The sequence below is a fragment of the Caulobacter sp. GSs2 genome (assembly GCF_058680895.1).
The window spans coordinates 3,319,936-3,342,002 of the sequence record NZ_CM178725.1 but is presented as its reverse complement, the minus strand read 5'-3'; the positions used below and the strand labels follow the sequence as shown (position 1 = coordinate 3,342,002).

21 protein-coding genes, 1 tRNA gene and 1 pseudogene are annotated in these 22,067 nt (G+C 62.6%); 8 read left to right on the top strand and 15 right to left on the bottom strand.

Annotated elements, in window-relative coordinates; translation table 11 throughout:
- Positions 1-2: 2 nt before the first annotated feature.
- Together ACW17Z_RS16165 and ACW17Z_RS16160 are read left to right on the top strand one after the other, a co-directional pair.
- Positions 3-974, top strand: coding sequence for a glycosyltransferase family 2 protein (locus tag ACW17Z_RS16165; protein ID WP_492056746.1), 972 nt, complete (start codon positions 3-5; stop codon positions 972-974).
- Positions 975-1,050: 76 nt separating this feature from the next.
- Positions 1,051-2,523 carry a flippase gene (locus ACW17Z_RS16160; protein WP_492056745.1) on the top strand — a complete coding sequence of 491 codons (1,473 nt, stop codon included), beginning with the start codon at positions 1,051-1,053 and terminating at the stop codon, positions 2,521-2,523.
- Positions 2,524-3,504: 981 nt separating this feature from the next.
- Here ACW17Z_RS16160 and ACW17Z_RS16155 read toward each other — a convergent pair.
- From ACW17Z_RS16155 to ACW17Z_RS16130, 6 genes are all read right to left on the bottom strand, one after another.
- Positions 3,505-4,812 carry a UDP-glucose dehydrogenase family protein gene (locus tag ACW17Z_RS16155; RefSeq protein ID WP_492056744.1) on the bottom strand — a complete coding sequence of 436 codons (1,308 nt, stop codon included), beginning with the start codon at positions 4,810-4,812 and terminating at the stop codon, positions 3,505-3,507.
- 175 nt (positions 4,813-4,987) lie between these two features.
- Positions 4,988-5,641: a sugar transferase gene (locus ACW17Z_RS16150; protein ID WP_492056743.1), complete on the bottom strand. Its 654-nt coding sequence runs from the start codon at positions 5,639-5,641 to the stop codon at positions 4,988-4,990.
- A 436-nt stretch (positions 5,642-6,077) separates the two neighbouring features.
- Complete coding sequence (locus ACW17Z_RS16145) at positions 6,078-7,292, bottom strand: MBL fold metallo-hydrolase (RefSeq protein ID WP_492056742.1); 1,215 nt, start codon at positions 7,290-7,292, stop codon at positions 6,078-6,080.
- Complete coding sequence (locus tag ACW17Z_RS16140; RefSeq protein ID WP_492056741.1) at positions 7,247-8,149, bottom strand: dienelactone hydrolase family protein; 903 nt, start codon at positions 8,147-8,149, stop codon at positions 7,247-7,249. The genes ACW17Z_RS16145 and ACW17Z_RS16140 overlap by 46 nt, the downstream gene beginning before the upstream one ends.
- A 64-nt stretch (positions 8,150-8,213) precedes the next feature.
- A complete protein-coding gene (locus ACW17Z_RS16135) occupies positions 8,214-10,133 on the bottom strand; it encodes a C1 family peptidase (RefSeq protein ID WP_492056740.1) in 1,920 nt (639 codons plus the stop codon).
- Between the two features lie 154 nt (positions 10,134-10,287).
- Positions 10,288-11,280: a TIGR02594 family protein gene (locus ACW17Z_RS16130; protein ID WP_492056739.1), complete on the bottom strand. Its 993-nt coding sequence runs from the start codon at positions 11,278-11,280 to the stop codon at positions 10,288-10,290.
- Positions 11,281-11,668: 388 nt separating this feature from the next.
- Here ACW17Z_RS16130 and ACW17Z_RS16125 point away from each other — a divergent pair.
- Positions 11,669-11,752, top strand: a tRNA-Leu gene (locus ACW17Z_RS16125).
- 13 nt (positions 11,753-11,765) lie between these two features.
- Here ACW17Z_RS16125 and ACW17Z_RS16120 read toward each other — a convergent pair.
- A complete protein-coding gene (locus tag ACW17Z_RS16120) occupies positions 11,766-12,533 on the bottom strand; it encodes a competence/damage-inducible protein A (RefSeq protein WP_492056738.1) in 768 nt (255 codons plus the stop codon).
- A gap of 53 nt (positions 12,534-12,586) precedes the next feature.
- On the opposite strand from ACW17Z_RS16120, the gene sfsA reads away from it, so the two are divergent.
- The gene (gene sfsA / locus ACW17Z_RS16115) at positions 12,587-13,288 is read left to right on the top strand and encodes a DNA/RNA nuclease SfsA (protein ID WP_492056737.1); all 702 of its coding nucleotides are present in this window, start codon (positions 12,587-12,589) and stop codon (positions 13,286-13,288) included.
- An 80-nt stretch (positions 13,289-13,368) separates the two neighbouring features.
- A complete protein-coding gene (locus tag ACW17Z_RS16110) occupies positions 13,369-13,758 on the top strand; it encodes a hypothetical protein (protein WP_419320495.1) in 390 nt (129 codons plus the stop codon).
- 18 nt (positions 13,759-13,776) lie between these two features.
- On the opposite strand, the gene ACW17Z_RS16105 is transcribed toward ACW17Z_RS16110, so the two are convergent.
- Entirely contained in the window at positions 13,777-14,670 is an 894-nt protein-coding gene (locus ACW17Z_RS16105; RefSeq protein ID WP_492056736.1) for a fatty acid desaturase, read from the bottom strand.
- A complete protein-coding gene (locus tag ACW17Z_RS16100) occupies positions 14,667-14,861 on the bottom strand; it encodes a hypothetical protein (RefSeq protein ID WP_419320493.1) in 195 nt (64 codons plus the stop codon). The genes ACW17Z_RS16105 and ACW17Z_RS16100 overlap by 4 nt, the downstream gene beginning before the upstream one ends.
- Before the next feature lie 179 nt (positions 14,862-15,040).
- Between ACW17Z_RS16100 and map the strand changes: the two genes are divergently transcribed.
- From map to ACW17Z_RS16085, 3 genes are all read left to right on the top strand, one after another.
- Positions 15,041-15,871, top strand: coding sequence for a type I methionyl aminopeptidase (map, locus tag ACW17Z_RS16095; protein ID WP_492056735.1), 831 nt, complete (start codon positions 15,041-15,043; stop codon positions 15,869-15,871).
- 60 nt (positions 15,872-15,931) lie between these two features.
- Positions 15,932-16,645, top strand: coding sequence for a RadC family protein (gene radC / locus ACW17Z_RS16090; protein ID WP_492056734.1), 714 nt, complete (start codon positions 15,932-15,934; stop codon positions 16,643-16,645).
- A 252-nt stretch (positions 16,646-16,897) separates the two neighbouring features.
- Positions 16,898-18,148, top strand: coding sequence for a dipeptidase (locus ACW17Z_RS16085; protein WP_419321417.1), 1,251 nt, complete (start codon positions 16,898-16,900; stop codon positions 18,146-18,148).
- 47 nt (positions 18,149-18,195) lie between these two features.
- Here the strand turns inward: ACW17Z_RS16085 and msrQ are convergent.
- From msrQ to ACW17Z_RS16055, 6 genes and pseudogenes are all read right to left on the bottom strand, one after another.
- Positions 18,196-18,880: pseudogene (gene msrQ / locus ACW17Z_RS16080) on the bottom strand (protein-methionine-sulfoxide reductase heme-binding subunit MsrQ).
- Between the two features lie 90 nt (positions 18,881-18,970).
- Complete coding sequence (gene msrP, locus ACW17Z_RS16075) at positions 18,971-19,891, bottom strand: protein-methionine-sulfoxide reductase catalytic subunit MsrP (RefSeq protein ID WP_492056733.1); 921 nt, start codon at positions 19,889-19,891, stop codon at positions 18,971-18,973.
- Positions 19,892-19,957: 66 nt separating this feature from the next.
- Positions 19,958-20,566 (bottom strand): periplasmic heavy metal sensor, encoded by a 609-nt coding sequence (locus ACW17Z_RS16070; RefSeq protein WP_492056732.1) that lies wholly within the window; start codon positions 20,564-20,566, stop codon positions 19,958-19,960.
- Positions 20,563-20,991 carry a hypothetical protein gene (locus tag ACW17Z_RS16065; protein ID WP_492056731.1) on the bottom strand — a complete coding sequence of 143 codons (429 nt, stop codon included), beginning with the start codon at positions 20,989-20,991 and terminating at the stop codon, positions 20,563-20,565. The genes ACW17Z_RS16070 and ACW17Z_RS16065 overlap by 4 nt, the downstream gene beginning before the upstream one ends.
- A gap of 13 nt (positions 20,992-21,004) precedes the next feature.
- A complete protein-coding gene (locus ACW17Z_RS16060) occupies positions 21,005-21,565 on the bottom strand; it encodes an RNA polymerase sigma factor (RefSeq protein WP_492056730.1) in 561 nt (186 codons plus the stop codon).
- A 30-nt stretch (positions 21,566-21,595) separates the two neighbouring features.
- Positions 21,596-22,030 carry an EF-hand domain-containing protein gene (locus ACW17Z_RS16055; RefSeq protein ID WP_492056729.1) on the bottom strand — a complete coding sequence of 145 codons (435 nt, stop codon included), beginning with the start codon at positions 22,028-22,030 and terminating at the stop codon, positions 21,596-21,598.
- Positions 22,031-22,067 lie beyond the last annotated feature (37 nt).

Here is a 22,067-nt window from a genome sequence, read left to right as displayed (position 1 = left end):
TAATGCCCAATCACAACAATGCCCCGCTCGCCCCGCCCGACGTGAGCGTAGTTATCGTGGCCTGGCAATCTCGCGACTTTATTGATCGATGCTTAGCACCTTTCGTCGATCATCCCGATGAGATTGAGGTATTAGTTTATGACAATGCGAGTTCAGACGGCATTAAAGATTATATATCTTCGAATTATCCGTGGGTTCGCTTGATCGCTGGTCGCGAGAACTTGGGCTTCGGCGGGGGGAACAACGCAGCCATTCCGTATTGCCGAGGAGAGCTGCTGCTTCTGCTGAACCCAGACGCATTCTTGAGCGACCTGTCACCCATATGGGAGATGGCCAAGGCTTTGAAGGCTGACATTTCGATTGGCGCGGTCGGGCCTCAGCTAGTCCACGAAGACGGTCGACATCAAGTCGGGGATGCCGGTTGGACGACCACGTTACGTTCTATGGCCGGTCACACGTTTTGGCTCCATAGGGTGTTTGCCGCATTTCCAAGTATATATATCTCGAACCCACAGCTTCTCCGCCGGGACAGTGTCGATGTTGATTGGATCTGCGGCGCGTCTCTTATGATCAGAAAATCGCTCTTCCAAGAACTCAAGGGCTTTTCAGACGATATATTCATGTATGGCGAAGATGTAGAACTTGGAGATCGTGTCAGGGCGAGTGGGCACCGCGTTGTATATCTCCCGAAGCTGAAGGTTCTACACCTGCAAGGGGCAACCCAAAAATCTGAGGGTACCGTTTACTATTCGACTCGATGGCTGGATGCCCGTGCACAGCGCTTTTTCGAAACTCGCTCATGGCCAGCATGCCTGGCGTTCAAACTTATTGCGTCGATGGGCTTCCTCTACAGATCACTAGTTCTTAGAGTAATTGGTTTATTCCGTATTGGGGCAAGAGCTCAAGCATCGCTGATGCTGAATTATGGAATGCATGCCCTGAAACTCACGCGGAAAAATTACGGCCCGAAGTAATTGGTCTGCTTCGCTATTTCAGCGTTCTTTGTAGCTGTCCATTTTCTCGGCATGGGCGTTTTTATTAGGTTTCGATATGCCTCGCACTTTAACGCGAAATATAGTCGTTAACTTTGTTGGACTTTCAGCGCCACTGGTTATCGGCTTGGCATGTATTCCTCCGATCGTCACTCATCTCGGTGTACCGAAATTTGGTCTCCTATCGATCGCATGGGTGATGATCGGATACGTCAGTATCTTTGACCTGGGCCTAGGACGCGCGCTTACACATGCGGTTTCTGAGCGTCTGGGTCAGGGACGCGGCGGTGAGGCCCCGGAACTGATAAAAAAGTCGCTCGCTTTCATGCTTGCAATCTCAATTCTTGGCGGGCTGCTGCTTGCTTGGTTGGCAACGCCGATCGCTGGCTTAGTCACACCGGGCATGGAAAATCTTAAGGCTGAGACGTCTCGGATGTTTCTAGCCCTAGCTCTAGCCATTCCTGCCGTGGTCCTATCGAGCGGAATGCGAGGCTCTCTCGAAGCCTATGAAAGATTCGGCCGCGTTGCGATCATTCGATCACTTACGGGGGTTTGGACCTACCTTGGCCCATTCCTTCTAGCGAATATCGTAACCGACCTAGGTATGATCGCCCTTGTGTTGGTAGCAGGCCGTTACGTTGGCATGTTCGCGTTCGGCCTTTCCCTCGCCAGACACCTTCAAGGCGGCGAGATCCTTTCCCCAAAGCCTAGCAGTCGTATTGTTGATCTTTTTCGTTTTGGCGGCTGGATGACAGTCTCAAACACAATTTCTCCACTTATGACTTACATGGATCGCTTCTTCGTATCCGCCTTGGCGGGAGTCGGGCAGGTCGCCTACTATACGACGTCTTTCGACATGATCTCCCGGGTCACGGTTTTCCCGGACGCCGTCTTTGGCGTCTTATTCCCTCGCATGGCGCGGTCTATCAGCGGCGATGGGGTTGAAGCGTCTACCCTTTATGTGTTCTCTCTGAAATTTCTCGGCGCGCTGATGTTTTCGGTAAGCATAGCATTCATATCTTTAGGTTCTTTATTTCTCAGCCTTTGGCTCGGTTCCGAATTCGCCCAAAAAGGCGCGCTCGTCATGAGCCTTCTCTCTATTGGATTATTTACAAACACTCTCGCGAGACCATCTTACAATATAATACAGGCGCGCGGCAGGGCTGACATTACTGCAAAGGTTCATTTAATTGAGCTACCTATTTATGTTATTCTACTCGTCACGTTGCTTCATCAATATGGCGTTGTTGGAGCCGCAGTCGCTTGGCTCCTTCGCGTCACACTTGATTACGTAGTGCTCAGCGTGCTGGCCAGGGCGGCATTCGAGAGTAGAAAGGCGCTAGCCTATGAGATCTCAATACCGCTCATCTTTGCCGCTGGACTTATAGGTCTATCTACGATCCCCGATGACAAATGGAGGATGACGGCTTCCTTCGTCGCGCTATTAATGTCAGGCATCGTATTTTATACTAATATTCTGTCCAAGAACGAAAGATCGGCAATCGGTAGTTCAATCAAAAGCTTGTTCTAATGCTGGTCGCGGCTGCTAGAGGTTTCATGCCGACGTGAAGATGTTTTCTGGAATGCACGTGGCTTTTCGTCCGTGCGAGTCTAGGGGATGCGTACTGGCTTCACCAGTCGCCGGGGCTCGACCTATCGCGAGCACCTGCGTGCGATCATCGATGACCGCAATAGCCCGGAGAAGCCCGTCAGGCGCGCCCAATGTCGCGCTGACCACCGCGGACAGCCTCGGTACGGTGGCGATCATGCACCCGGCGGACCTCAGCAAGACGTCCGTTTTGGCGCTGGCAGGCACGCTTCATCGGTTAGGCCGTCGACCGCCCGCTGCGCGGCAAAGCCCGGCCGCCGCGGATACACAAGCTGACCGACGAGATGGCCGATCGAGTCGTCGCCCTCATCCTGGGCGAACCACCGGGCGAGACCACCCACTGGACCGTCCGGGACGGCCCAGGTCGTCGGCGGCAGCCTGACCTCGGTCCAGCGCATCTGGCGAGCCCAGAGTCTGGCACCGCATTCGCACATTCAAGCTGTCAAACGATCCCAAGTTCGCCGCCTTCGACGTTCTGGACGTTCATCGGCCGCTGCGTTCCGCACCACCTTCATCAGGAGTTCTTCCGCTCTCTCAATGCCGTCGAGCACGAGGTCACGGCCAGCAAGACCGTCCACCCCACCATCGACAACCCTGCCCCCGACAGGGCGCCTGAGGTGATCGCTTGACTGGGGTGCAATCTGCGTTGGGCACTCAACTTTACTCCCACCTCGGCCAGCCGGCTCAATCCCGTCGAGGGTCTATTCGCCAGCCTCACCAAGCTCCGCCTCAAACGCGGCGTCTTGGAGGGCGTCGATCTCCGGGTGCCATCAACCGCTTCGTCGTTGATCACAACCAGCGGCCAAAGCCATTCGTATGGACCGCCGCCCTAGATAAAATCGCCGCCGCAGCAGCTCGCGGGCGCTAAGTGTTGGGATTCAATCCAATACGGCCAGCTGTCACCTAAGCGCGACCTATCGAGGCATAAACAAAGCCGTGCCGCACCATCTCGCTGGGCTTGTAGACGTTGCGCAGGTCGACCACGACCGGGCTGTTCATCAGCAGCTTCAGGCGATCCAGATCCAGGGCCCGGAACTGGTCCCATTCGGTCAGGATCACCAGGGCATCGGCGCCCTGCGCGGCCTCATAGGCCCCGGCCTTGAAGTCCACGCCGGGCAGCATGTGAGCCGCCTCTTTCGCGCCTTCGGGATCATAGGCCTGGACCGTCGCGCCCATGGCCTGCAGGGCCGGCAGGATATCGAGGCTGGGGGCGTCGCGCATGTCGTCGGTGTTGGGCTTGAAGGTCACGCCCAACACGCCGATCGTCTTGCCGGTCAGATCGGACAGGCCGATGGCGTCGGCGACCTTGGTCGCCATGGCCTTCTTGCGGGCGTCATTCACCGCCACCGTGGTCTCGATCAGCTTGACCGGCGCGCCATACTGCTGGGCGGTGCGGACGAGGGCGATGGTGTCTTTCGGGAAGCAGCTGCCGCCATAGCCAGGACCGGCATTGAGGAACTTGCCGCCGATCCGCTTGTCCAGGCCGATGCCCTTGGCCACCTGCTGGACGTCGGCCCCGACCTTTTCGCACAGGTCGGCCATCTCGTTGATGAAGGTGATCTTCATCGCCAGGAAGGCGTTGGCGGCATACTTGATCAGCTCGCTGGTGCGACGGCCGGTGAAGACGATCGGCGTCTCGTTCAAGCTCAGCGGGCGATAGAGGTCGCGCATCACGGCCTGGGCGCGCTCGTCCTCGGTCCCGACCACCACGCGGTCGGGACGCTTGAAGTCCTCGATCGCCGCGCCTTCGCGCAGGAACTCGGGGTTGGACACCACGGCGAACTGGGCGTCTGGGCGCACGCGCTTGATGATCGCCTCGACCTCGTCGCCGGTGCCGACCGGCACGGTCGACTTGGTGACGATGACGGTGAAGCCCTCGATCAGGCCGGCGATCTCCTCGGCGGCGGCGTAGACATAGGACAGGTCGGCATGGCCATCGCCGCGACGGGTCGGGGTGCCTACCGCGATGAACACCGCGTCGGCGTTCTTGATGGCGTCGGCGCCTTCAAGCGTGAAGAACAGCCGGCCTTCGCGGACGTTGCGGGCCACCAGATCATCCAGACCGGGCTCGAAGATCGGGATCTCGCCCTTCTCCAGCCGTTTGATCTTGCTCGGATCCTTGTCGATGCACGTCACCACGTGACCGAAATCGGCGAAACACGCCCCCGACACCAGGCCCACATAACCCGTGCCAATCATCGCTACGCGCATACATCCCCCACGGAATTCTCGCCCAACAGGTGCAAGACAAAAAGTTTCAAAACGACTCGCCGCCGCGCCAAGCTGCGCAGGCGGAGCTTAATAATCACTGAGCCCTAACGAGGTGTCTTTGCGCACTTTTCGGCCGCTTGGCAGACTTACATTACCTAGCTCGACCGCTGGGCAGTTAGTAGGCATTCTCAGCGAGCAAGAGATGCGGAAGCGTCAGCAGCAAAATCCGGATATCTGAGCCGAATGTCCAACGCTCGATATACTCGACGTCAGCCTCGACCCGCGCGGCCATCGCTTCAACTTCGTCGGTGCCACCGCGCAATCCCCTGATTTGAGCGAGCCCCGTTAGCCCCGGCTTGGCGCGGAAACGCAGGTTATAGCGCGGAATGACAGCGCCATACTCGACATCATGAGCGAGGGCATGAGGCCGTGGCCCTACGATGGACATGTCGCCCATCAGCACATTGAGCAGTTGGGGAAGTTCATCAACGCTGGTTTTGCGGATGAAACGGCCGATTTTCGTTACACGATAATCATCCCGCGCGGCTTGCAAGACGCGGTCGCCATTCTCCGCGCAGCGCATGGATCGGAACTTGAAAATCGTGAAGGCCTCGCCGTGCAGCCCCCCCCGTGCCTGACGGAAAAGTACCGGACCCCGGGATTCCAGCTTTATCAGAACGCCAACGAGCAAGAGCACCGGCGCAAAAAACAACAATGCTGAGCCGGCGACAAGAATGTCGAGCCCGCGCTTGTACGGATCGATCACGACGCGCGTCAGCGTCTGATCCACCTTACGCGCTTCCGAAGATAGGGCAGTAGCTACGAGCATTGATCCCCACCAAGCGCTCACAAGGGCGGCGAAGCCCCAATTAAGGAAGCCTTTACTAATTCGAATTGACGGGCACAACCTTTCAGCGCGCCATTAACCAACATTTCTAAATCCTCACATCGGCTTGTGACACCCTAGCCTTTGCGACGCCCAATCACTGGGCAGGTCGAGAAAGCACGCCTACGGAATGAATTTGCGATTTACTGTTGATGAATTGGCTCTACAGCGATGACTGATTGCCCGAAGCGAACTTGACCTTCGATACAGTTTTTCGGTCAGGTTTAACTGCGTATCCGCGGACCCAAGGCCGCCTTGTTTGTTAAGCTTGTAGGGTTTTGGCGGGTGGAGCTTCAATTCTTTAGAAGCCCAGTCGGGGAGCTGTGGCGAAATTGCCAAAACAAGAGGTTGGATCTTGCCCCAGCGCGCCAAGACCCGCTCAGCGAGAGAGATCGTAGTAGTCGCTGGAGGGCGCTGTGGGACAATGGCGGCCCACGCCGGCGGTGAGCCGATCCCAGAGATTGGGTGGCGGCGGCGAATCTCGCACCGTTGCGCAACAGGGCTGAGACTGCGTCGCGTCTAAGGGCCTGCGCTCAAACAACGGCATATTCACCGGCTCAAAGAGCGGCATAAGCGCGACCTCTATGCCGTCGGCCGCGCCCTGCTCAATCACCCAGTCCATCGCTTTGGGCACATTATCGAATGGCCACGGCGATGGCTTCATCGCCCGCGCTGGTCCGAAAAAGTTATCCCAATGTACTGGAATGACCCTGCGCGCGGCGACTTCGCGCACAACCTTGCCCCAGTAGCGATCAAAGAAGGCTCTGTCCTGCTTACCGAGGGCGCCAATTCCCAGAAATACCGTTTCGGCGCGCACGCCCTCAAAATTGGCCCCATCCGCCCCCGCGCTGGGATGCACCAGAATGCGATGATCGCCGCGTTCGACCAAGAACGAGTAGTTGCCGCCGTCGCGATAGCATCCAAACCAAGCCTTGGCTTGCGGCGGCGCGGCATTGTCGCCGGGGAAGAACCCGTGCGGGGAATGTGGCGAGCGGATCGCCGTGACCTTGAACGGCAAAGGTCCGAGGCATGGAATGGCGACCGCTTGGCGCTCACCACGAAGCACCTGGTGGGGCACCTTTATCGCGCGTCCGTCGGCGATTTGCATCACGGATGCCGAACCCACCAGTTGAGCCTTTAGGATTTGGGCGACATCGGGCGCGTCAAAGGCATGATCATAGTGCGCATGGGCCACCAGCACCGCCCGCACGTCATGGAGTTGGCCGCGTGCGATCGCCGCATCGATCAGGTCAGGGTCCGGTCCGATACGCGACAGCAGAACCTTGTGCGCAGGGCGACGAGAGAAGAAGCCATCGATCAGAAGGCAGTCGCCTTGAGCCTCTAGAGCCAGTGTGCTCACGCCCATAAATCGCGCGTGCAGGCTGTCGCCCGTCAGGGCCTGATGCGTTTTAGGCAAGACCAGATGCGCATAAGGCTCCATGGCTTTTGCCCGATCGCTCCCTGAGAACGCCGGTCCAGGTGGCAGCACGCCTGCGGCGGCCAGGCTTAAAATGACCTCGCGGCGTCCCATTTTAGGGGGCGCGCCCTTCACGATGAAGCCGGCTTTGCCTTCTGGCAGCCGCTCACCGCGCAACGCCACAACATGGGATGAGGCTCGGAGAGCGGCGGCCCATGGCGCAGCCGCCAATCCAGAAACGCTATGATGCGATCACGCGCGGCCTTGGTGGGATGGCCGTCCCGATCGACAAGATCGACTGTGACAACACTGTGAGGCTTTCGCATCGGCGCTCCGTTCGCGTCGAGCTCCGGATGGATGCATCGACCATCAAAGGAGTCACCAAGGCGGTCACCAAGGGCCAGCATGCGCTCACAGGGCGAGAAGGTGTCGCTTGCAAACCTATAACCCTGAGCGGCAAGCTCGCCGGACGCCAAGCGGTCGCGCAAGAGATCCAGATCTTCCCTGTCCAGGTCGATGGCCTTGGCGACGCCAGGCAGCTTGTTCAAAAGCGGCGTTGATGAAAGCAGGGGAAGCGCCGGCTCCGAGGATACGACAGCCGCCACGGCCGGCTCAGTCGCAGCCCCGAGTGCGAAGCCGCCGCTAAAGCAAAGGCCTATCACGCCGACCTGCGCCCCGTTGGCTTCGGCGGCGAGCTTGCGCACCAGAGCCCGGATCCATCTGACAGACGGCCGGGTGGAACGCCCCGCCAGGGCGTTGAATTCTCGTCGCACGCAGATGCCCCATAGCGCTCCCAGGCCCGGATCGGCGGCCGATTTGCCCGGCGCGCCGATCAGCGAAGGCATGTGCGTCCTGAACCCGGCGGCGCTGATCTGGCGGGCAAGATCAGCGACTTGTGGCGTAAGATTGGGGGCCTCATGTAGCACCACGACCGGCGGGCCGCTGGTGCGAGAACTGTAGACACCGTGATCAAAGCCTTCCGCCGCCAGAGGCCAAAGGTCGAAGTCGGATAGGGGATCGGTTGGCTGACCCATCAAAGCGCCCCGCTCGCATGGTTGTGCGAAGGCAACGAACTGCAGACAGTCAAAAGCTGAGCCATCAGGGTCGCGCCAAACTACGGTCGAGACTTTGCCGAAGACGACTTTGGCTGATCGTGGACGGCGCGACTGGCGCCGCCGCAACGTCCTGCCGGGTAATTCGGGTCAGGGTTTGAGCCAGGGTTGGACCATCGTTGTCGAAATCACCATGGTGGCGAGCATGGGTCTCGTCAGCCTTTGGCGCCACAAACCATCGCCGTGTCGCTCCCGTCCAGAAAGCCGCCTCCACGTGCTTGGATGTGTCGCGCTCAAGACCCAGAAGCGGTTCTCCGATCGGCCTGAGAACCGGGATGCGCGCGTGCTTTTCGAACGCGGCGCTGACCAGATAGAGCAGGGACTTGTTGTAGACATGGGCGCAGTCGTCATCCCGCTCGGTGGCGTCATCCAGGGTGTAGAGATCGAAGGCTTCGATTGAGCGGGCAGTGATCAGCGGCCGATAGATCTGTTCGAAAAGGGCGAGCGTGCAGGCCGGCGCCCAGAGGGAAACGCTCTTAATCGGCACGCCCAGTTCGGCGAGGTATTGGGCGAGATAGGCATGAACGATCGATCCTGCGCTGTGGCCCGCCAGATGGACTTCATCGATTTCGCCCGCGTCCAAGGCGGCTTTCAGGTGACCGGCGAGCAGACGCGCGGCGCCCTTCTTGGCAGTCGTGCAGCCCTTGGCGTTCTCTTTCATCTCATCCCACAACGCCTTGCCGCCTAGCGTCCGGGCCAGCGGTTCCAAGGTGTCATCGACGCGGTCGAGCATGAAATCCTTGGCGCTATCGAGCAAACCTTCGTCGCGTCGCCGGCGCAACGCGTCCTTCAGAATATTGCCAAAGGTTGTCCAGGCATCAGAGCGCCAGACGATCGAGATCGGATAGACCTCTTGGGCCATGGCTGGCGTGAGGTAGTTGGCCGCGTATTGGATCGCTGAGGACTCGGCGTTCAAGCCGCCATGGGCGTAGACCAGCACACGTTTGCGGGTCCATGCCTTGACCTTGTCTTTGAGCGAGGTGCGGACGACTTCCTTAAGGCCGTTCTCCGTCAGACCATAGGACCCTTTCTGACGAAGCAGCCCGTCGTTGCCGGCCGTGACGATGTGCGCTCGAAGGTTGGCGTAGACGTAGCTTTCATAGCTCCGCGGCGCGCTGGAATTGACCACTGCCGCGTCAAGCGGCCTGGAGAACTGCACCGGCGCGCCCAGGCGCGCGACCCAGACGTCCGTGCCGTTGGCCAACCAGTCGTCATAGCTCAGCTGGATCAGACCGCCGTTGCCCCAGGTGGGGCCCCAGCTATTCTGGATCCAGAACCCCTCGCGATCATAGCCCACGATGACGAAAGCATGCCCGCCGACGGAGCCCTCGTGGCGTATTATTCTTCGGTCCCCGCTTTTTACGTTCATCCAGCCCTGGTGCACGTTGGCGGTCGCATAGAGGACGCCAACCTCGCTGATGGCCGAATGCATCGCGACGAGATCAGCGTGATTGACCCTGAAATATGCGCCTAGTGGTCGCGTAAACGCATCAGCCGCTCGGCCGGCATCCATATCGGCGCTCAGGTCGGAATTTCGCCAGATGGCCTCAGCGCATAAGCCGTGCTTGTGCCAACCCTTCATGGCGCCACGAGCGCTGGAGCCGCTGTAGTCCTCGCCTTCCCACTCATCGTAGCGCTTGGCCATGACGTAGAGCATCCGCGCGCTAACGCCATTGCCCCGTTGTGCATCGCCGGCCTGGGCGAGCAGATAGTTGGCTACGGTTGCGAGGCCATAACCAGTGCAAGCGCCTTCCTGGCCTTGGTCCAGGACGGGAATCTGCAGATCTCGGTAGGCCTGCAAATCCGATTGCGGACGCACAGCCACCAAGGTGGGAACATACATTGTGTCGCGAAAATCGATCGTATCGCGAAGCGCATCGAACGTGCGTTTCTTTGCCGTCGCCATCAGAGCCCCCTACATCCCAAAGAACAGTGTTCTTCGGTATGTAGAAAACGTCAACCTATGGGTTGTTTGACGATCAAAACTACCGCGAAAAGCTCAAATTCGACCGGTTGAGTAGGCGAGCGGCATCGCCTGCAACCGCAATCGCAGCGGCGCTCTAGGGTGTCGGCCTGGAACTGGGCCAACGGATCGCGGTGAGCTTTGATTTTGAGATTTTGGAGATGGCGACTTCATTGAAGATGTTGCCTCCCAACACCTCGACGTAACCGCCCGGCAGGTCACGCACATAGAAGCCCACCACACCGCCACCGCCATCTCGCTTGAAAACAACGATGGCACCGGGCCTTCCATCCGCGATTGGCTCGCCCCAGCTCGACCACGAACTGGCCGCACCTGAGTCCGTGCCGTCAAGGCCAGCGCTACGGATAACCCAATTCACAAACTGACTATTCCAGGGGAACTCATCGCCCATTGGATTGCCCGCCCCGCTGGGTGCCGAGGCGATATATTCGAGAATTCGTTCGTTGGCGGGCTCGCCCGAGATTTCGCGCACACCACGCTCGGCGAGAGCGATCTTTAACCACGGCGCCTGCGCGACGCCCTTCTCGAGGATTTGGAGCGCTTCCGCCGAGGCTGGCGGAGCCGTCGAAGCCGCAACCGTGCCGGCTGCCGCAGGCAGGTAACCTCCTTGGCCGGGTTTGCGGGCGGCGAGATATCGCTTCAGGTCGCCCCCGACGTCTCGATACAGCCCCATTTCGAGCAACATTTCCAGGTTGTCGGCGGCTTGATCAGGATTGCCCACCTTGATCATTTCCAGAACACGGGCGTACTCGGCCTTATCCCGTTCCTGCTCGCGAGCAGCTTGGCCGTTCCAATAGGCGACGCCCGCGTTTCCCGCAGTCCCGATCGCGGCGGCGACCAGAGCCACCGTCAGCGGGTTTGACCAAGAGGCCCACCTCCCTTGTTGCTCCCGAAACAGGGCTTCGCGCTCTCGCAACGCAACGTCGCGCTCGCGAAGCCGATGGTCACGCTCTTCTATTGATAGCGGCGCGCCCTCGCCGGCCTGGCCTGCCGAGCGCTCCGGACCGGCTGGTGGTCGAAGAAGGTCTGCTGACGGATCGGGCTGCTGGGGCATGGCGAGCGTGAGCATCACTTATCTCCTCCACGCGAGCAAGGTCGCGTCTCGCAAAAGGAGCCTCGCCAAACGTCTAAGCCCGGCCTGACGGAATGACGGTCTTGGCCAGCACTACTAAGCCAGCGCTGACATTTCGATTGGCGTGCTGGAGATAGCCGGCAGCCGCATCTCGCAGACCTCAGCCCTCAGCCCTCAGCCCTCAGCCCTCAGCCCTCAGCCGAGGGATGGGCGGTCCGCCCCAAAGATCAAAAAGGGAACATACTGTGCCCGATTTTGTGTCCATTGGGCCCGATTTTGTGCCCAAACCCTTCCAAAGACCTCCTGTCGTTCTCCGATCGTTCCCGCGCCTCGTCGGTGCAATCACCTTGTGATTAAGGCTTAAAACGCTTACGGGACGGGCTGCGGGGACATGGCGGAATGGTAGACGCGCCGGACTTAAAATCCGTTGGAGCAATCCGTGTGGGTTCGAGTCCCACTGTCCCTACCAGGCCCTGAAGGCGTCAGGCCTCTGGCGCGATCTTCTCGATATTGGCCGCGCCGGCCTCCGTCAGCGCCACGACCAGTTCCTCGACAGCCGCATCGACCTCGACCGGATCTCGGCCGCGCACCACCAGGTTGGCGCCATAGACATCCGGCGGCGAGAAGAACGGATAGCTGCCCAGCGACATATCGGGATGGGCCTTGGCCACCGCCTCCAACGGGGCGGCGATCAGGCCCTCGCCGGAACCCGTGACGCGGACAGTCCTGCTGATCACCACCGCTCCGGTGCGCAGGCGCGGGCCGACATCGCCCAGCATGCCGCGCATGATCGCGGGCACACCGGCGAGCACAAAGACGTTCTCGATCTGGAAGCCGGGTGGCCCCTGCACGGGGTTCTTCACCAGGGTTCCGCCCTCGGGCACGTGGGCCATGCGACGGCGGGCGGCGTTGGGCTCGCCCCAGCGTTCGCGCAGCAGAGCCATGATCTCGGGATGCTCGGGCGCTGTCACCCCGAAGGCCTTGGCGATCGAGTCTGCGGTGATGTCGTCGTGGGTGGGGCCGATGCCGCCGGTCGTGACGACATAGTCGTAGCGGGTGCGCAGGGCGTTGACCGCGCCGACGATCTCCTGCTCGATATCGGGCACCACCCGCGCCTCGGCCAGGTCGACGCCGTAGGTGGCCAGATACTTGGCGATGGCGCTGAGATTGACGTCTTGGGTGCGCCCCGAGAGAATCTCGTCGCCGATGATCAGCACCGCCGCCGTCACCCGATCCTTGCTGGCCGTCATCGCCGCGCTCCCCTACATCGCATCATCGTTCTCCGATCCGACTTAGGGCCGCCATGCTGCTCCCGCAACCGCTCGTTCGCGGCCGACTTGTTCAACGCTACAAGCGCTTCTTCGCCGACATCGTCCTGGACGACGGCCAGGAGATCACTGCCCACTGCCCCAACCCCGGCGCCATGCTGGGCGTGAACCTGCCGGGACAGGGTGCCTGGGTGTCGTGGTCGGACGATCCCAAGCGAAAGCTTCCCTGGACGCTGCAACTGGTCGAGGCGGACGGTGGCTTGGTCGGGGTCAACACCATGCTGCCCAACAAGCTGGTGGCCGAGGCCCTGGCGGACGAGGCCATTCCGGAGCTTTCCGGCTACGCAACGATCCGACCGGAGGTTCGGTACGCCGAAGCGAGCCGGGTGGACTTCCTGCTAACCCATCCGGACCGCCCGCCCTGCTGGCTGGAAGTCAAGAATGTCCATCTTTCCCGCACGCCGGGTCTGGCGGAGTTCCCCGACTGCGTAGCGGCGCGCTCGACCCGGCACCTGGCGGATCTTGCCGCCCAGGTGGAGTCCGGCGATCGGGCGGTCGCGCTTTTCGTGGTTCAACGGATGGACTGCGAAAGCTTCAAGGCCTGCGGAGATCTCGATCCCACCTTCGCGCGCGGCCTGACGCAAGCGGTCGGAGCCGGGGTCGAGGTGCTGGTCTATGCATGCGCAGTGACGAGCCAGGGCGTTCGGATCGCGCGACGCATCCCCATGGCGCCTTAACCGACATGACGGCGAATTAAGCTGCAATCGGCTCGCGTCTGACTAACCCTGCGCCTCGAACTCCCGGGGGACCGCCGCACATGAAATTCTCGACCCTGACGGCCCTGTGCGCCGTCCTGGCTCTCTCTGCGTGCGGCGCATCTTCGGATGGCAAGGAAAGCGGCATGATGACGGCCGCCCGGGCGGTCTTCGCCTTCAAGGCCTGCACCAACAAGCTGGAGGAGCAGTTCGGCCTGGGTCCTGTGGTCGGGGTGAACTCAAGCGACATGCACCCGGTCGCACTCGGCAAGCCCGGCGAATGGGACGTGACCTTCACCGCCGACATCACCGAAAAGACCTCGGGCCGGGTGACCCGCTACAAGGGCGTGTGCCGTGTGCGCCGCGACCGGCCGACGACCCTGGAGGCGCGCTTCCTGGAAGAGCTCAAGCCCGCCGCCACGCCGGGAGAGGCTCGCCGCATCAATCACTGAACCGAAGACGCGCCGCGCCTATAGCGCGCCCAAGTCACAGCCTCTGGCCTTCAGGATGGGCCGCATCGCCCAATAGGCCGCCGGGGTCCGCATCAGCGGGATGCGCGGATAGAGATGGTGGATGATATGGAACTGCATCCCCATGGTCAGAACATTGCCCAGCGGACTTCTGAAGCCACGGGTATCGCGATAGCGGCCGATCGCCTTGGCCGGGTGATGCGGGGCGAAGCTCAGGAAGTACTGGATGTAGGTGGCCGCCAATTGGCGCGGCAGCCACCAGATCAGCGCCGCCTCGATCGCATGGCCGCTCCAGGCCAGGGCGAACAGGATCGAAAAATGGCCTAGCCGATAGATGACGGCGACGAGCATCGCGCGACGGGCCTCGTCGGTATTCAGCCGCATCAGCGTCTCGCCATAGGCCTTGTCTCCAGCCCCCGACGGCTGGCGGTTGGCGATGGTCCGGCGCAGGAAATCCAGGGTTCCGTCGGCATGGGTGCTATAGTCCGGATCAAGCTCCGGATGATTGGCGTGCTTGTGATGCTCGTAGTGGGTCAGGCGGGCCACGCCATAGGGCAGCACCAGCGACAGGGTCGAGATATGGCCGACCAGCTCGTTCAGCCAGAACAGCGGCTGACCTTCACGGGCGATGATACGGTGCTGGGCCTCATGTGAGGGCAGATAGCTGAGGGCGATGTTGATGGTCGCGATCGGAAAGGCCGCCCAGAGGGGCAAAAGCCCTGAGAGGGTCAAAGGCCACAGCGCAAACCAGACGGTGGTGTTGACCAGGGCCCAGGTCACGGAGCCCCAGGGCACGCCGCCCAGATAGGCTTCGGCAACCGTCTTTTCGAGCTTGATCAGGCCCCGCTCGTCGAGGCCGGCGACCTCGGCGTCGGTGAGGGTCGGAGCGCTCATATCCAGCGCCCCTTCAAGGTGGCGAAACTGCCCCACAGTCCGCCGACCACCAGACCTAGCACGAGGGGCGTCAGGCCATTGGGCAGGACCCATCCGAAACGCTCGATGATCTGCGCCAACAGGGGCGCCAGGAATCCAAGTCCGAACAGCAGCGGCATGAGCCTGAACAGGCCTGTCAGAATCTGCTGCATGGTTGCTTGCCTTCCCGCTTCGGCCGGTCTGGACGCCAGCGCGACCCAAAAAGTGACGCAGGCGTCATTTTTGTCAAGACATCGCACCCGCGCAATGATCTGGCAGAGGCAGCCATTGAAGTTTCATGCTAAGATGGCGACATACCGTTCAAACGCCGCCTGCCCCGCCCGAGTACGACATGACCCTTGACGACGCCCTTGAGATCGAAGCCGAGACCCGCACCGGCGCGATCAAGATCCACAAGGCCGAAGATTTCGAGGGCATGCGCAAGGCCGGAAAGCTGGCCGCGGAATGCCTGGACATGCTGATCCCGCATGTGGTTCCCGGCGTCTCGTCGGATTATCTCGACACCCTGGCCCGCGAATTCATCCTCGACCACAAGGCTATCCCGGCCTGCCTTTTCTATCGCGGCTATCCCAAGACGGTCTGCATTTCGCGCAACCACGTGGTCTGCCACGGCATCCCCGGCGACTGGGCGCTGCGCGAGGGCGACATCGTCAACATCGACGTGACCGTGATTGTGGACGGCTGGCATGGCGACACCTCGCGTATGTACGGCGTCGGCGAGGTGGGACCTCGCGCCCGCCGCCTGATCGAGATCACCTATGAAGGCATGGCGCGGGGCCTCGCTGCCGTGAAGCCCGGCGCAACCCTGGGCGATATCGGCCACGCCATCCAGAGCTATGTCGAGGCGCAGCGCTGCAGCGTCGTTCGCGACTTCTGCGGTCACGGCCTGGGCAAGGTGTTCCACGACGCCCCCAACATTCTGCACTTTGGCCGTCCGGGTCAGGGCGCGGTGCTGAAGCCGGGGATGTTCTTCACCGTTGAGCCGATGGTCAATCTGGGCAAGCCGGCCGTGAAGGTGCTGGGTGACGGCTGGACCGCCGTGACCCGCGACAAATCGCTGTCGGCCCAGTGCGAGCACTCGATCGGCGTGACGGACGACGGCTACGAGATCTTCACCGCCTCGCCGGGCGGCCTGTTCCAGCCGGCTGTGCTGGGCAGCTGATCAGCCCTCGACAACCCTGAGGTGTTAAGGCCAGATACTCGCTCCTGACTCGGGGGCGGTATGGTCAGCGCACGATCCCTAGGCGTATCCGACATGACGCCGGCGGCCCATCACACGGGCCACCGGGAACGCCTGCGCTCGCGGGCCATGGTCGGCGGGCTGATAGCCCTGCCCGACTATGAGCTGCTGGAGCTCTATCTCTTCCGCACTTTCGCGCGGGGAGACGTCAAGCCCAAGGCCAAGGCGCTGATGGCGCGGTTCGGCTCGTTCGGCGCGGTGATCAGCGCCTCGATCGACGAACTCAAGACCGTGCCGGGGATTGGCGAGACCGCCGCCATCGACATCAAGCTGCTGCACGAGGCGGCCATGCGGGCAGGTCGCGACAAGATCGCCAAGCGCCCGGTCATCTCGTCCTGGAGCGCCCTGTTGGGCTATGTGCGCGTCGCCCTAGCCAACGAGCCGCGCGAACAGTTTCGGGTTCTGTTCCTCGACAAGCGGAACCAGCTGATCGCCGACGAGATCATGAACCGCGGAACGGTCGATCACGCGCCGGTCTATCCTCGCGAGGTCATGCGGCGGGCCCTGGAGCTTTCCAGCAGCAACATAATCCTGCTGCACAACCATCCCTCAGGGGACCCAACGCCATCCAGACCTGACATCGACATGACCAAGCAGGTCATCGAGGCTGGCCGGGCGCTGAAGATCGGCGTGCATGACCATCTGGTGGTAGGCCGCGAGGGCGTGGCCAGCTTCAAGGCCTTGGGACTAATCTGAACGCTGCATCTGCGGCCGACGATCCCCGGAATGTTCGCCTTGAGCGCGATGCGCGCCGTCGGGATCAACGAGAAGGTCAATCTGGTCAACCGACACCCTGGCCCCGCGGGACCGGCGGCGATCGCGACTGCCCGCCGCTTCGACATGAGCCGTCCCTGACAGGGCGTGAGGGCTGATCTGGACGCCGGACGTCGGCTTCGCCTTGACGCGCCAGCAGCCATCCGTGAGCGTGGCCGCTCCAGTTCGCGTCCCATGTTCGGAGTCTCGATGCCCTATCGCCTTCTGACCGCCCTTCTCGGCTCCGCCGCCCTTCTTGTCACGGTCGCCAACGCGGCCCCGCCTGCGCCGGCCGTGTCCAAGGCCGACATGGCCGCCCACCAGAAGATGCTGACGCTCGACACCCATCTGGACACGCCCGAACACTTCGGACGCCCCGGCTGGAGCATGCTGGACGGTCACGCAGTGACCCTGGACGGCACCCAGGTTGACCTGCCGCGCATGAAGGCCGGTGGCCTCGATGGCGGTTTCTACGTGATCTATACCGGCCAGGGCGACCTGACCGCCGAGGGCTATCGCTACGCCCGCGACTTCGCCCTGAAGCGCGCCGTCGACATCCGCGAGATGGTCGCCGCTCACCCCGACAAGTTCGAACTGGCCTTCACGGCCGAGGACGCCGCCCGCATCAGCAAGGGCGGCAAGTCGTTCGTCTATCAGAGCATCGAGAACAGCTGGCCGATGGGTGAAGACCTCACCCTGATGCAGACCTTCTATCAGTCTGGCGTACGGATGGCGGGCCCGGTGCACTTCCGCAACAACCAGTTCGCCGACAGTTCCACCGACCCAAAGGGCAAGATCTGGAACGGCTATTCGCCACTGGGCTTGCGCTGGCTCGCCGAAGCCAATCGGCTGGGCGTACTGGTTGACGTCAGCCACGCGTCAGACGAGGTGGTCAGCCAATCGGTGGCTCTGTCAAAGTCGCCGGTGATCGCCTCGCATAGCGGGGCCCGGGCGGTCTTCGACCATCCGCGCAATCTGAACGACGCCCTGATCAAGCAGATCGGCGACAGCGGCGGCGCGATCTGTATCAACTCGGTCTATCTGATCGCCTCGGCCGCCCCGAGTCCCGAACGAAAGGCCGCGCTGGAAGGCCTTGGCCGTCCGCCACGCGACGAAGCCACCCAGGCCGATATCGTCGCCTGGATGGCCAAACGTGTCGCGATAGACAAGCAGTTTCCGCCAACCCGGGCCAACTTCGACATCTTCATGGCCAGCATGCTGCACACCCTGAAGATCACCGGACCGAAGGGCGTCTGCGTCGGCGCTGACTGGGACGGCGGCGGCGGCGTCGAGGGCCTGGAAGACGTGGCCGACCTGCCCAAGATCACCGCGCGCCTGAAGGCCGAGGGCTATTCGGACGCCGACATCGAGGCGATCTGGAGCGGCAATGTGCTGCGGCTGGTGGGACAGGCCCAAGCCTATGCGAAAAAGGTGGCGGCGAAATAGACCAGAACATCCGCCCCTTCGGTCCGATCGGAGGGGCGGGTATCGCGTTACGTTCGCCGAACCCTGTCCCAGACCCGCCAGGCCATCAGCACCGTGAACACTGCCGCATAGATCACCGGCGGCCGATGGTCGGCCTTCACCAGCAGATAGTAGTGGGCCACACCCAGGGGCGCGATCAGGTAGATCAGCCAGTGCAGTCTCTGCCACGCGGCCCGGCCCATGCGGATGATCCAGCCATTGGTCGAGGTCACGGCCAGAGGGATCAGCAGAACGAACGCGCCCATGCCCAGGGTGATGAAGGGCCGCTTGAGGATGTCCTTCCACAGCTGATCGAAATCGAAGAACAGGTCGATGCCGACATAACTGAACAGGTGCAGCACGATGTAGCTGAATGCGAAAAGCCCCACCGTACGGCGGAAACGCACCAGGCGCGGCATCTTCAGGATCCGCGCCGCCGGGGTGATCGCCAGGCCGACCAGGAGCAGCCGCAGACCCCAGACGCCCAGCTGGCGGATCAGCTTCTCGATCGGATTGGCGCCCAGATCGCCGTTGAAGCCCTTCCATGCCAGCCAGACCAACGGCGCGAAACAGGCCAGCCAGACCAGGCCATAGACCAGGTTGTCCTGCAGCTTGGACGGGCGCTTGCGTTTGGCCTTGCTCACCACGCCACCCCGCCCCCGCTCTCCCCGGCGAAGGCCGGGGCCCAGATCGAACCCTGAGACAGGGTCGAATGGGGCTGAGGCGGCAGGCGAGTCATCCCCAGACGCTCCGGTTGGATCTGGGCCCAGGCCTTCGCCGGGGAGAGCGGACTATTGAGAACCATCAGAAATTCTTCTTCAGATCCATGCCGCGATACAGGTCGGCGACGTACTGGCCATAACCATTGAACGGCAGGGTCTCGCGGCGACGAAACTCGCCGATGCGGCGCTCGCTGGCCTGCGACCAGCGGGGGTGATCCACAGCCGGATTGACGTTGGAGTAGAAGCCGTACTCGCGCGGGGCCGAGATGTTCCAGGCCGTGCGCGGCTGCTTGTCGGTCAGGGTAATCCGCACGATCGACTTGATGCCCTTGAAGCCATATTTCCAGGGCACGACCAGCCGCAGCGGCGCGCCGTTCTGGTTGGGCAGGGTCTCGCCATACAGGCCGACCGCCAGAAGGGTCAGGGGATGGGTGGCCTCGTCAATTCGGAGGCCTTCGCGATAGGGCCAGTCCAGCACATTCCAGGCCTGGCCCGTCATTTCCGACGGCCGCATCAGGGTCTCGAACGCCACATATTTGGCCTTGGAGGTCGGCTTGACCGAGGCGATCAGGTCCTTCAGTGGAAAACCAACCCAGGGGATCACCATCGACCAGCCCTCGACGCAGCGCATGCGGTAGATGCGCTCTTCCAGCTTGTTGGCCTTGATCAAATCATCGATCCCGACCGTGCGCGGCGCCTCGCACTCACCGTCGATCCGCACCGTCCAAGGCCGCGTCTTCAGCTTGCCTGCGTTTTGCGCCGGATCGGCCTTGTCGACCCCGAACTCATAGAAGTTGTTGTAGGTGGTGATGTCTTCCAGGGACGTCGGCTTCTCGGTGGTCGAGAAGCCCTTGGAATAGCTGAGCGGCGCCGCGCCAGCCGCGCCGGCCAGGCCTGCCAGACCCAGCCCCGCCGCCCCGCCGATGAACTCGCGTCGGCGCACATAGAGCCCGTGGTCGGTGACCTCATTCTCGGTCAGGTCGGGGGCGTTGCGGATCAGCATGGCGGGCTCCGGTGCGAGGTCTGACCGAAGATACGCAACAACACGCGCTTTGGTTACGCCAAACGGTCAATTCATTTTGGCGGCGGCCTGCGCCTGCCTCTGGCGGGGCGCATAGACCTCGGCGAGGCCATCCCCCAGCGTCGCCCGCTCGCCAGGCGAGAGGGTGGCGGCATAATTGGCCAGAGCCGTCTCGACATTGCCACGCGCCTGGACATCCAATGCCCGCGCGGCGGCCAGGCGCCTGGCGACCTCGGCAGCGTCATAGGACTCGTCCTTGAAGGCCCGCAGGGCCGCTTGCCGCTCACCCCGAGCCTGTCGGACAATCGGCTGATTGCGCTGATTGGCCTCCCGCAAGGTGCGGCGCAGGTCCAGACGGCTCTCCTGCGACAGGCCCCTGCCCGCCATCCACAGCGGCGGCCGCGCCGGCGCTTCACCTTGAGACGCGCTCCCCCCGGCGGCCGGCGCCGGCTGTGGTCGCCGAAGGGGCGGCGCGGACAGAACCGGCGGCGCGACCTCATCCGTCATGGGCCCGACAGGCGGGAGCATCGCTGACTCCACCGCCGGCGCCGACGGAGCCTGGCGCACTAGCAGCACGCCCACGACACCACCGACGAGAAACACATTGAGCGCCGCCGAGACGATCAGGCCGATCAGCAGCGAACGGGACATGGTCATAAGGCGGCAGGCTCCTGAAGGGCCTCGGAAAGGTCTGCAGTGAAGTCGGTGGCGATAACGCTTTGGCCCTGAGGCGCGGGTCTGTGGTCAACCTGACCGATCATCACGCCGACGGCGACACCTGCCAGAGCGGCAACGCCCAGGCCAAGGGCGGCGCCGGCGCCGGCCAGCCAGCGCTGAACCGTGCTGGCGGGGCGTGGAGCCGCCGCGATCAACCGCCCCAGCAGGGCTGCGTCGGCGGACTGGGCGGGCGCGAGGTCGAGCAGACGATCCAGTCGCGCGGCGTCGGCCAGCACCGCTTCCAGACGCACGGGTTCAGCAGCCAGCAGGGCGCGCGCGATCTCGCGCTCGGCCTCCGGCCAGCGGGCCACGTCGCCGCCATAGATCTCGGCCAGATCGGCGAACCGTTCGACGGTCATGGTCATGACGCCATCTCCTTCATCGCCCGGACCCCGCCAGATCGGCGAGCGAGGCCTTGAGCGCACGTCGCCCCCGTCCCAGCAGGCTTTCCAGCGCCTCGACGCTGATCGTCATCAGCGCGGCGGCTTCGATATTGCCCAGGCCCTGGTGATGGCACAGCACGATGGCTTCGCGCTGTCGCTCGGGCAAGGCCGCAAGCGCCGCCTCGACCCGTCGCGACAGGTCCGCGCCCAGCAGGCCGGCGTCCGGCGCAGGGCCGGTATCGACCTGCTCCGGCGGCTCGGCCGTAACCACCTCGCGGCGGCGACGGAGGCGATCGTAGCAAAGGTTCAGCGCCACCCGGTGCAGCCAGGTATCGAACTTCGCTCCGCCCGGCCGCCAGGAGCGCGCCTGTTTCCAGGCCCTCACGAAGGTTTCCTGCGCCACGTCCTCGGCCTCGCAGGGGTCGTTCAGCATGCGGCGAGCCAGGGCGAGAACGCGCGGCAAGCGTCGGTCCAGCAGCTGGCGAACGGCGGCCGGGTCGCCCCGGCCGACCCCTGTCAGCAGCGCCTCGTCGGGATCGCTCCCCTCGGCCGCCAAACCTCACCTCGCCGCGCGTGAACACATCAATCAGATCCCGACCTTCGCCTTGTCGGCGCCGGCCTTCAACTCCGTCAGGCTCAGCGCACCATCATTGTCGGCGTCCATGCGTTTAAAGCGGCTGGCCAGAAGGCCATCCATCTCGCCGGGTGACAGGAAGCCGTCATTGTCGGCATCCACGCGCGCCCACATCCGCTCGGCGCCCTTCCCGGCCCGGCCCGCGTCGGCGGCCGGAGCATCAGGCCTGGGCTTGCGCATGGCCGAGAACTCTTCGCGCGACAGCTTGCCATCCTTGTTGCCGTCAAGATGAGCCATCATCTGGCCTCCGCGTCCGGTCTGGAATTCGGCGAGGGTGACCTTGCCGTCGGCATTGGCGTCCAGCGCGGCCGCGCCCTTCGGCGCCGCCAGGGCTTGGCCGGCGAGCAGCAGGATCGAACCGGCCGCGATCAGTGTGATTTTCAGCATGTGACTTGCGTCTCCAAGACGTCGAAAGCCCGTCCCC

Bases quoted from the DNA above. Each gene is read 5' to 3' on its own strand.
- ACW17Z_RS16165 (WP_492056746.1), top strand. From the start codon at position 3: ATGCCCAATCACAACAATGCCCCGCTCGCCCCGCCCGACGTGAGCGTA.
- ACW17Z_RS16160 (WP_492056745.1), top strand. From the start codon at position 1,051: ATGCCTCGCACTTTAACGCGAAATATAGTCGTTAACTTTGTTGGACTT.
- ACW17Z_RS16155 (WP_492056744.1), bottom strand. From the start codon at position 4,812: ATGCGCGTAGCGATGATTGGCACGGGTTATGTGGGCCTGGTGTCGGGG.
- ACW17Z_RS16150 (WP_492056743.1), bottom strand. From the start codon at position 5,641: ATGCTCGTAGCTACTGCCCTATCTTCGGAAGCGCGTAAGGTGGATCAG.
- ACW17Z_RS16140 (WP_492056741.1), bottom strand. From the start codon at position 8,149: ATGGGTCAGCCAACCGATCCCCTATCCGACTTCGACCTTTGGCCTCTG.
- ACW17Z_RS16135 (WP_492056740.1), bottom strand. From the start codon at position 10,133: ATGGCGACGGCAAAGAAACGCACGTTCGATGCGCTTCGCGATACGATC.
- ACW17Z_RS16130 (WP_492056739.1), bottom strand. From the start codon at position 11,280: ATGCTCACGCTCGCCATGCCCCAGCAGCCCGATCCGTCAGCAGACCTT.
- ACW17Z_RS16120 (WP_492056738.1), bottom strand. From the start codon at position 12,533: ATGACGGCCAGCAAGGATCGGGTGACGGCGGCGGTGCTGATCATCGGC.
- sfsA (WP_492056737.1), top strand. From the start codon at position 12,587: ATGCTGCTCCCGCAACCGCTCGTTCGCGGCCGACTTGTTCAACGCTAC.
- ACW17Z_RS16110 (WP_419320495.1), top strand. From the start codon at position 13,369: ATGAAATTCTCGACCCTGACGGCCCTGTGCGCCGTCCTGGCTCTCTCT.
- ACW17Z_RS16105 (WP_492056736.1), bottom strand. From the start codon at position 14,670: ATGAGCGCTCCGACCCTCACCGACGCCGAGGTCGCCGGCCTCGACGAG.
- ACW17Z_RS16100 (WP_419320493.1), bottom strand. From the start codon at position 14,861: ATGCAGCAGATTCTGACAGGCCTGTTCAGGCTCATGCCGCTGCTGTTC.
- map (WP_492056735.1), top strand. From the start codon at position 15,041: ATGACCCTTGACGACGCCCTTGAGATCGAAGCCGAGACCCGCACCGGC.
- radC (WP_492056734.1), top strand. From the start codon at position 15,932: ATGGTCAGCGCACGATCCCTAGGCGTATCCGACATGACGCCGGCGGCC.
- ACW17Z_RS16085 (WP_419321417.1), top strand. From the start codon at position 16,898: ATGTTCGGAGTCTCGATGCCCTATCGCCTTCTGACCGCCCTTCTCGGC.
- msrP (WP_492056733.1), bottom strand. From the start codon at position 19,891: ATGCTGATCCGCAACGCCCCCGACCTGACCGAGAATGAGGTCACCGAC.
- ACW17Z_RS16070 (WP_492056732.1), bottom strand. From the start codon at position 20,566: ATGACCATGTCCCGTTCGCTGCTGATCGGCCTGATCGTCTCGGCGGCG.
- ACW17Z_RS16065 (WP_492056731.1), bottom strand. From the start codon at position 20,991: ATGACCATGACCGTCGAACGGTTCGCCGATCTGGCCGAGATCTATGGC.
- ACW17Z_RS16055 (WP_492056729.1), bottom strand. From the start codon at position 22,030: ATGCTGAAAATCACACTGATCGCGGCCGGTTCGATCCTGCTGCTCGCC.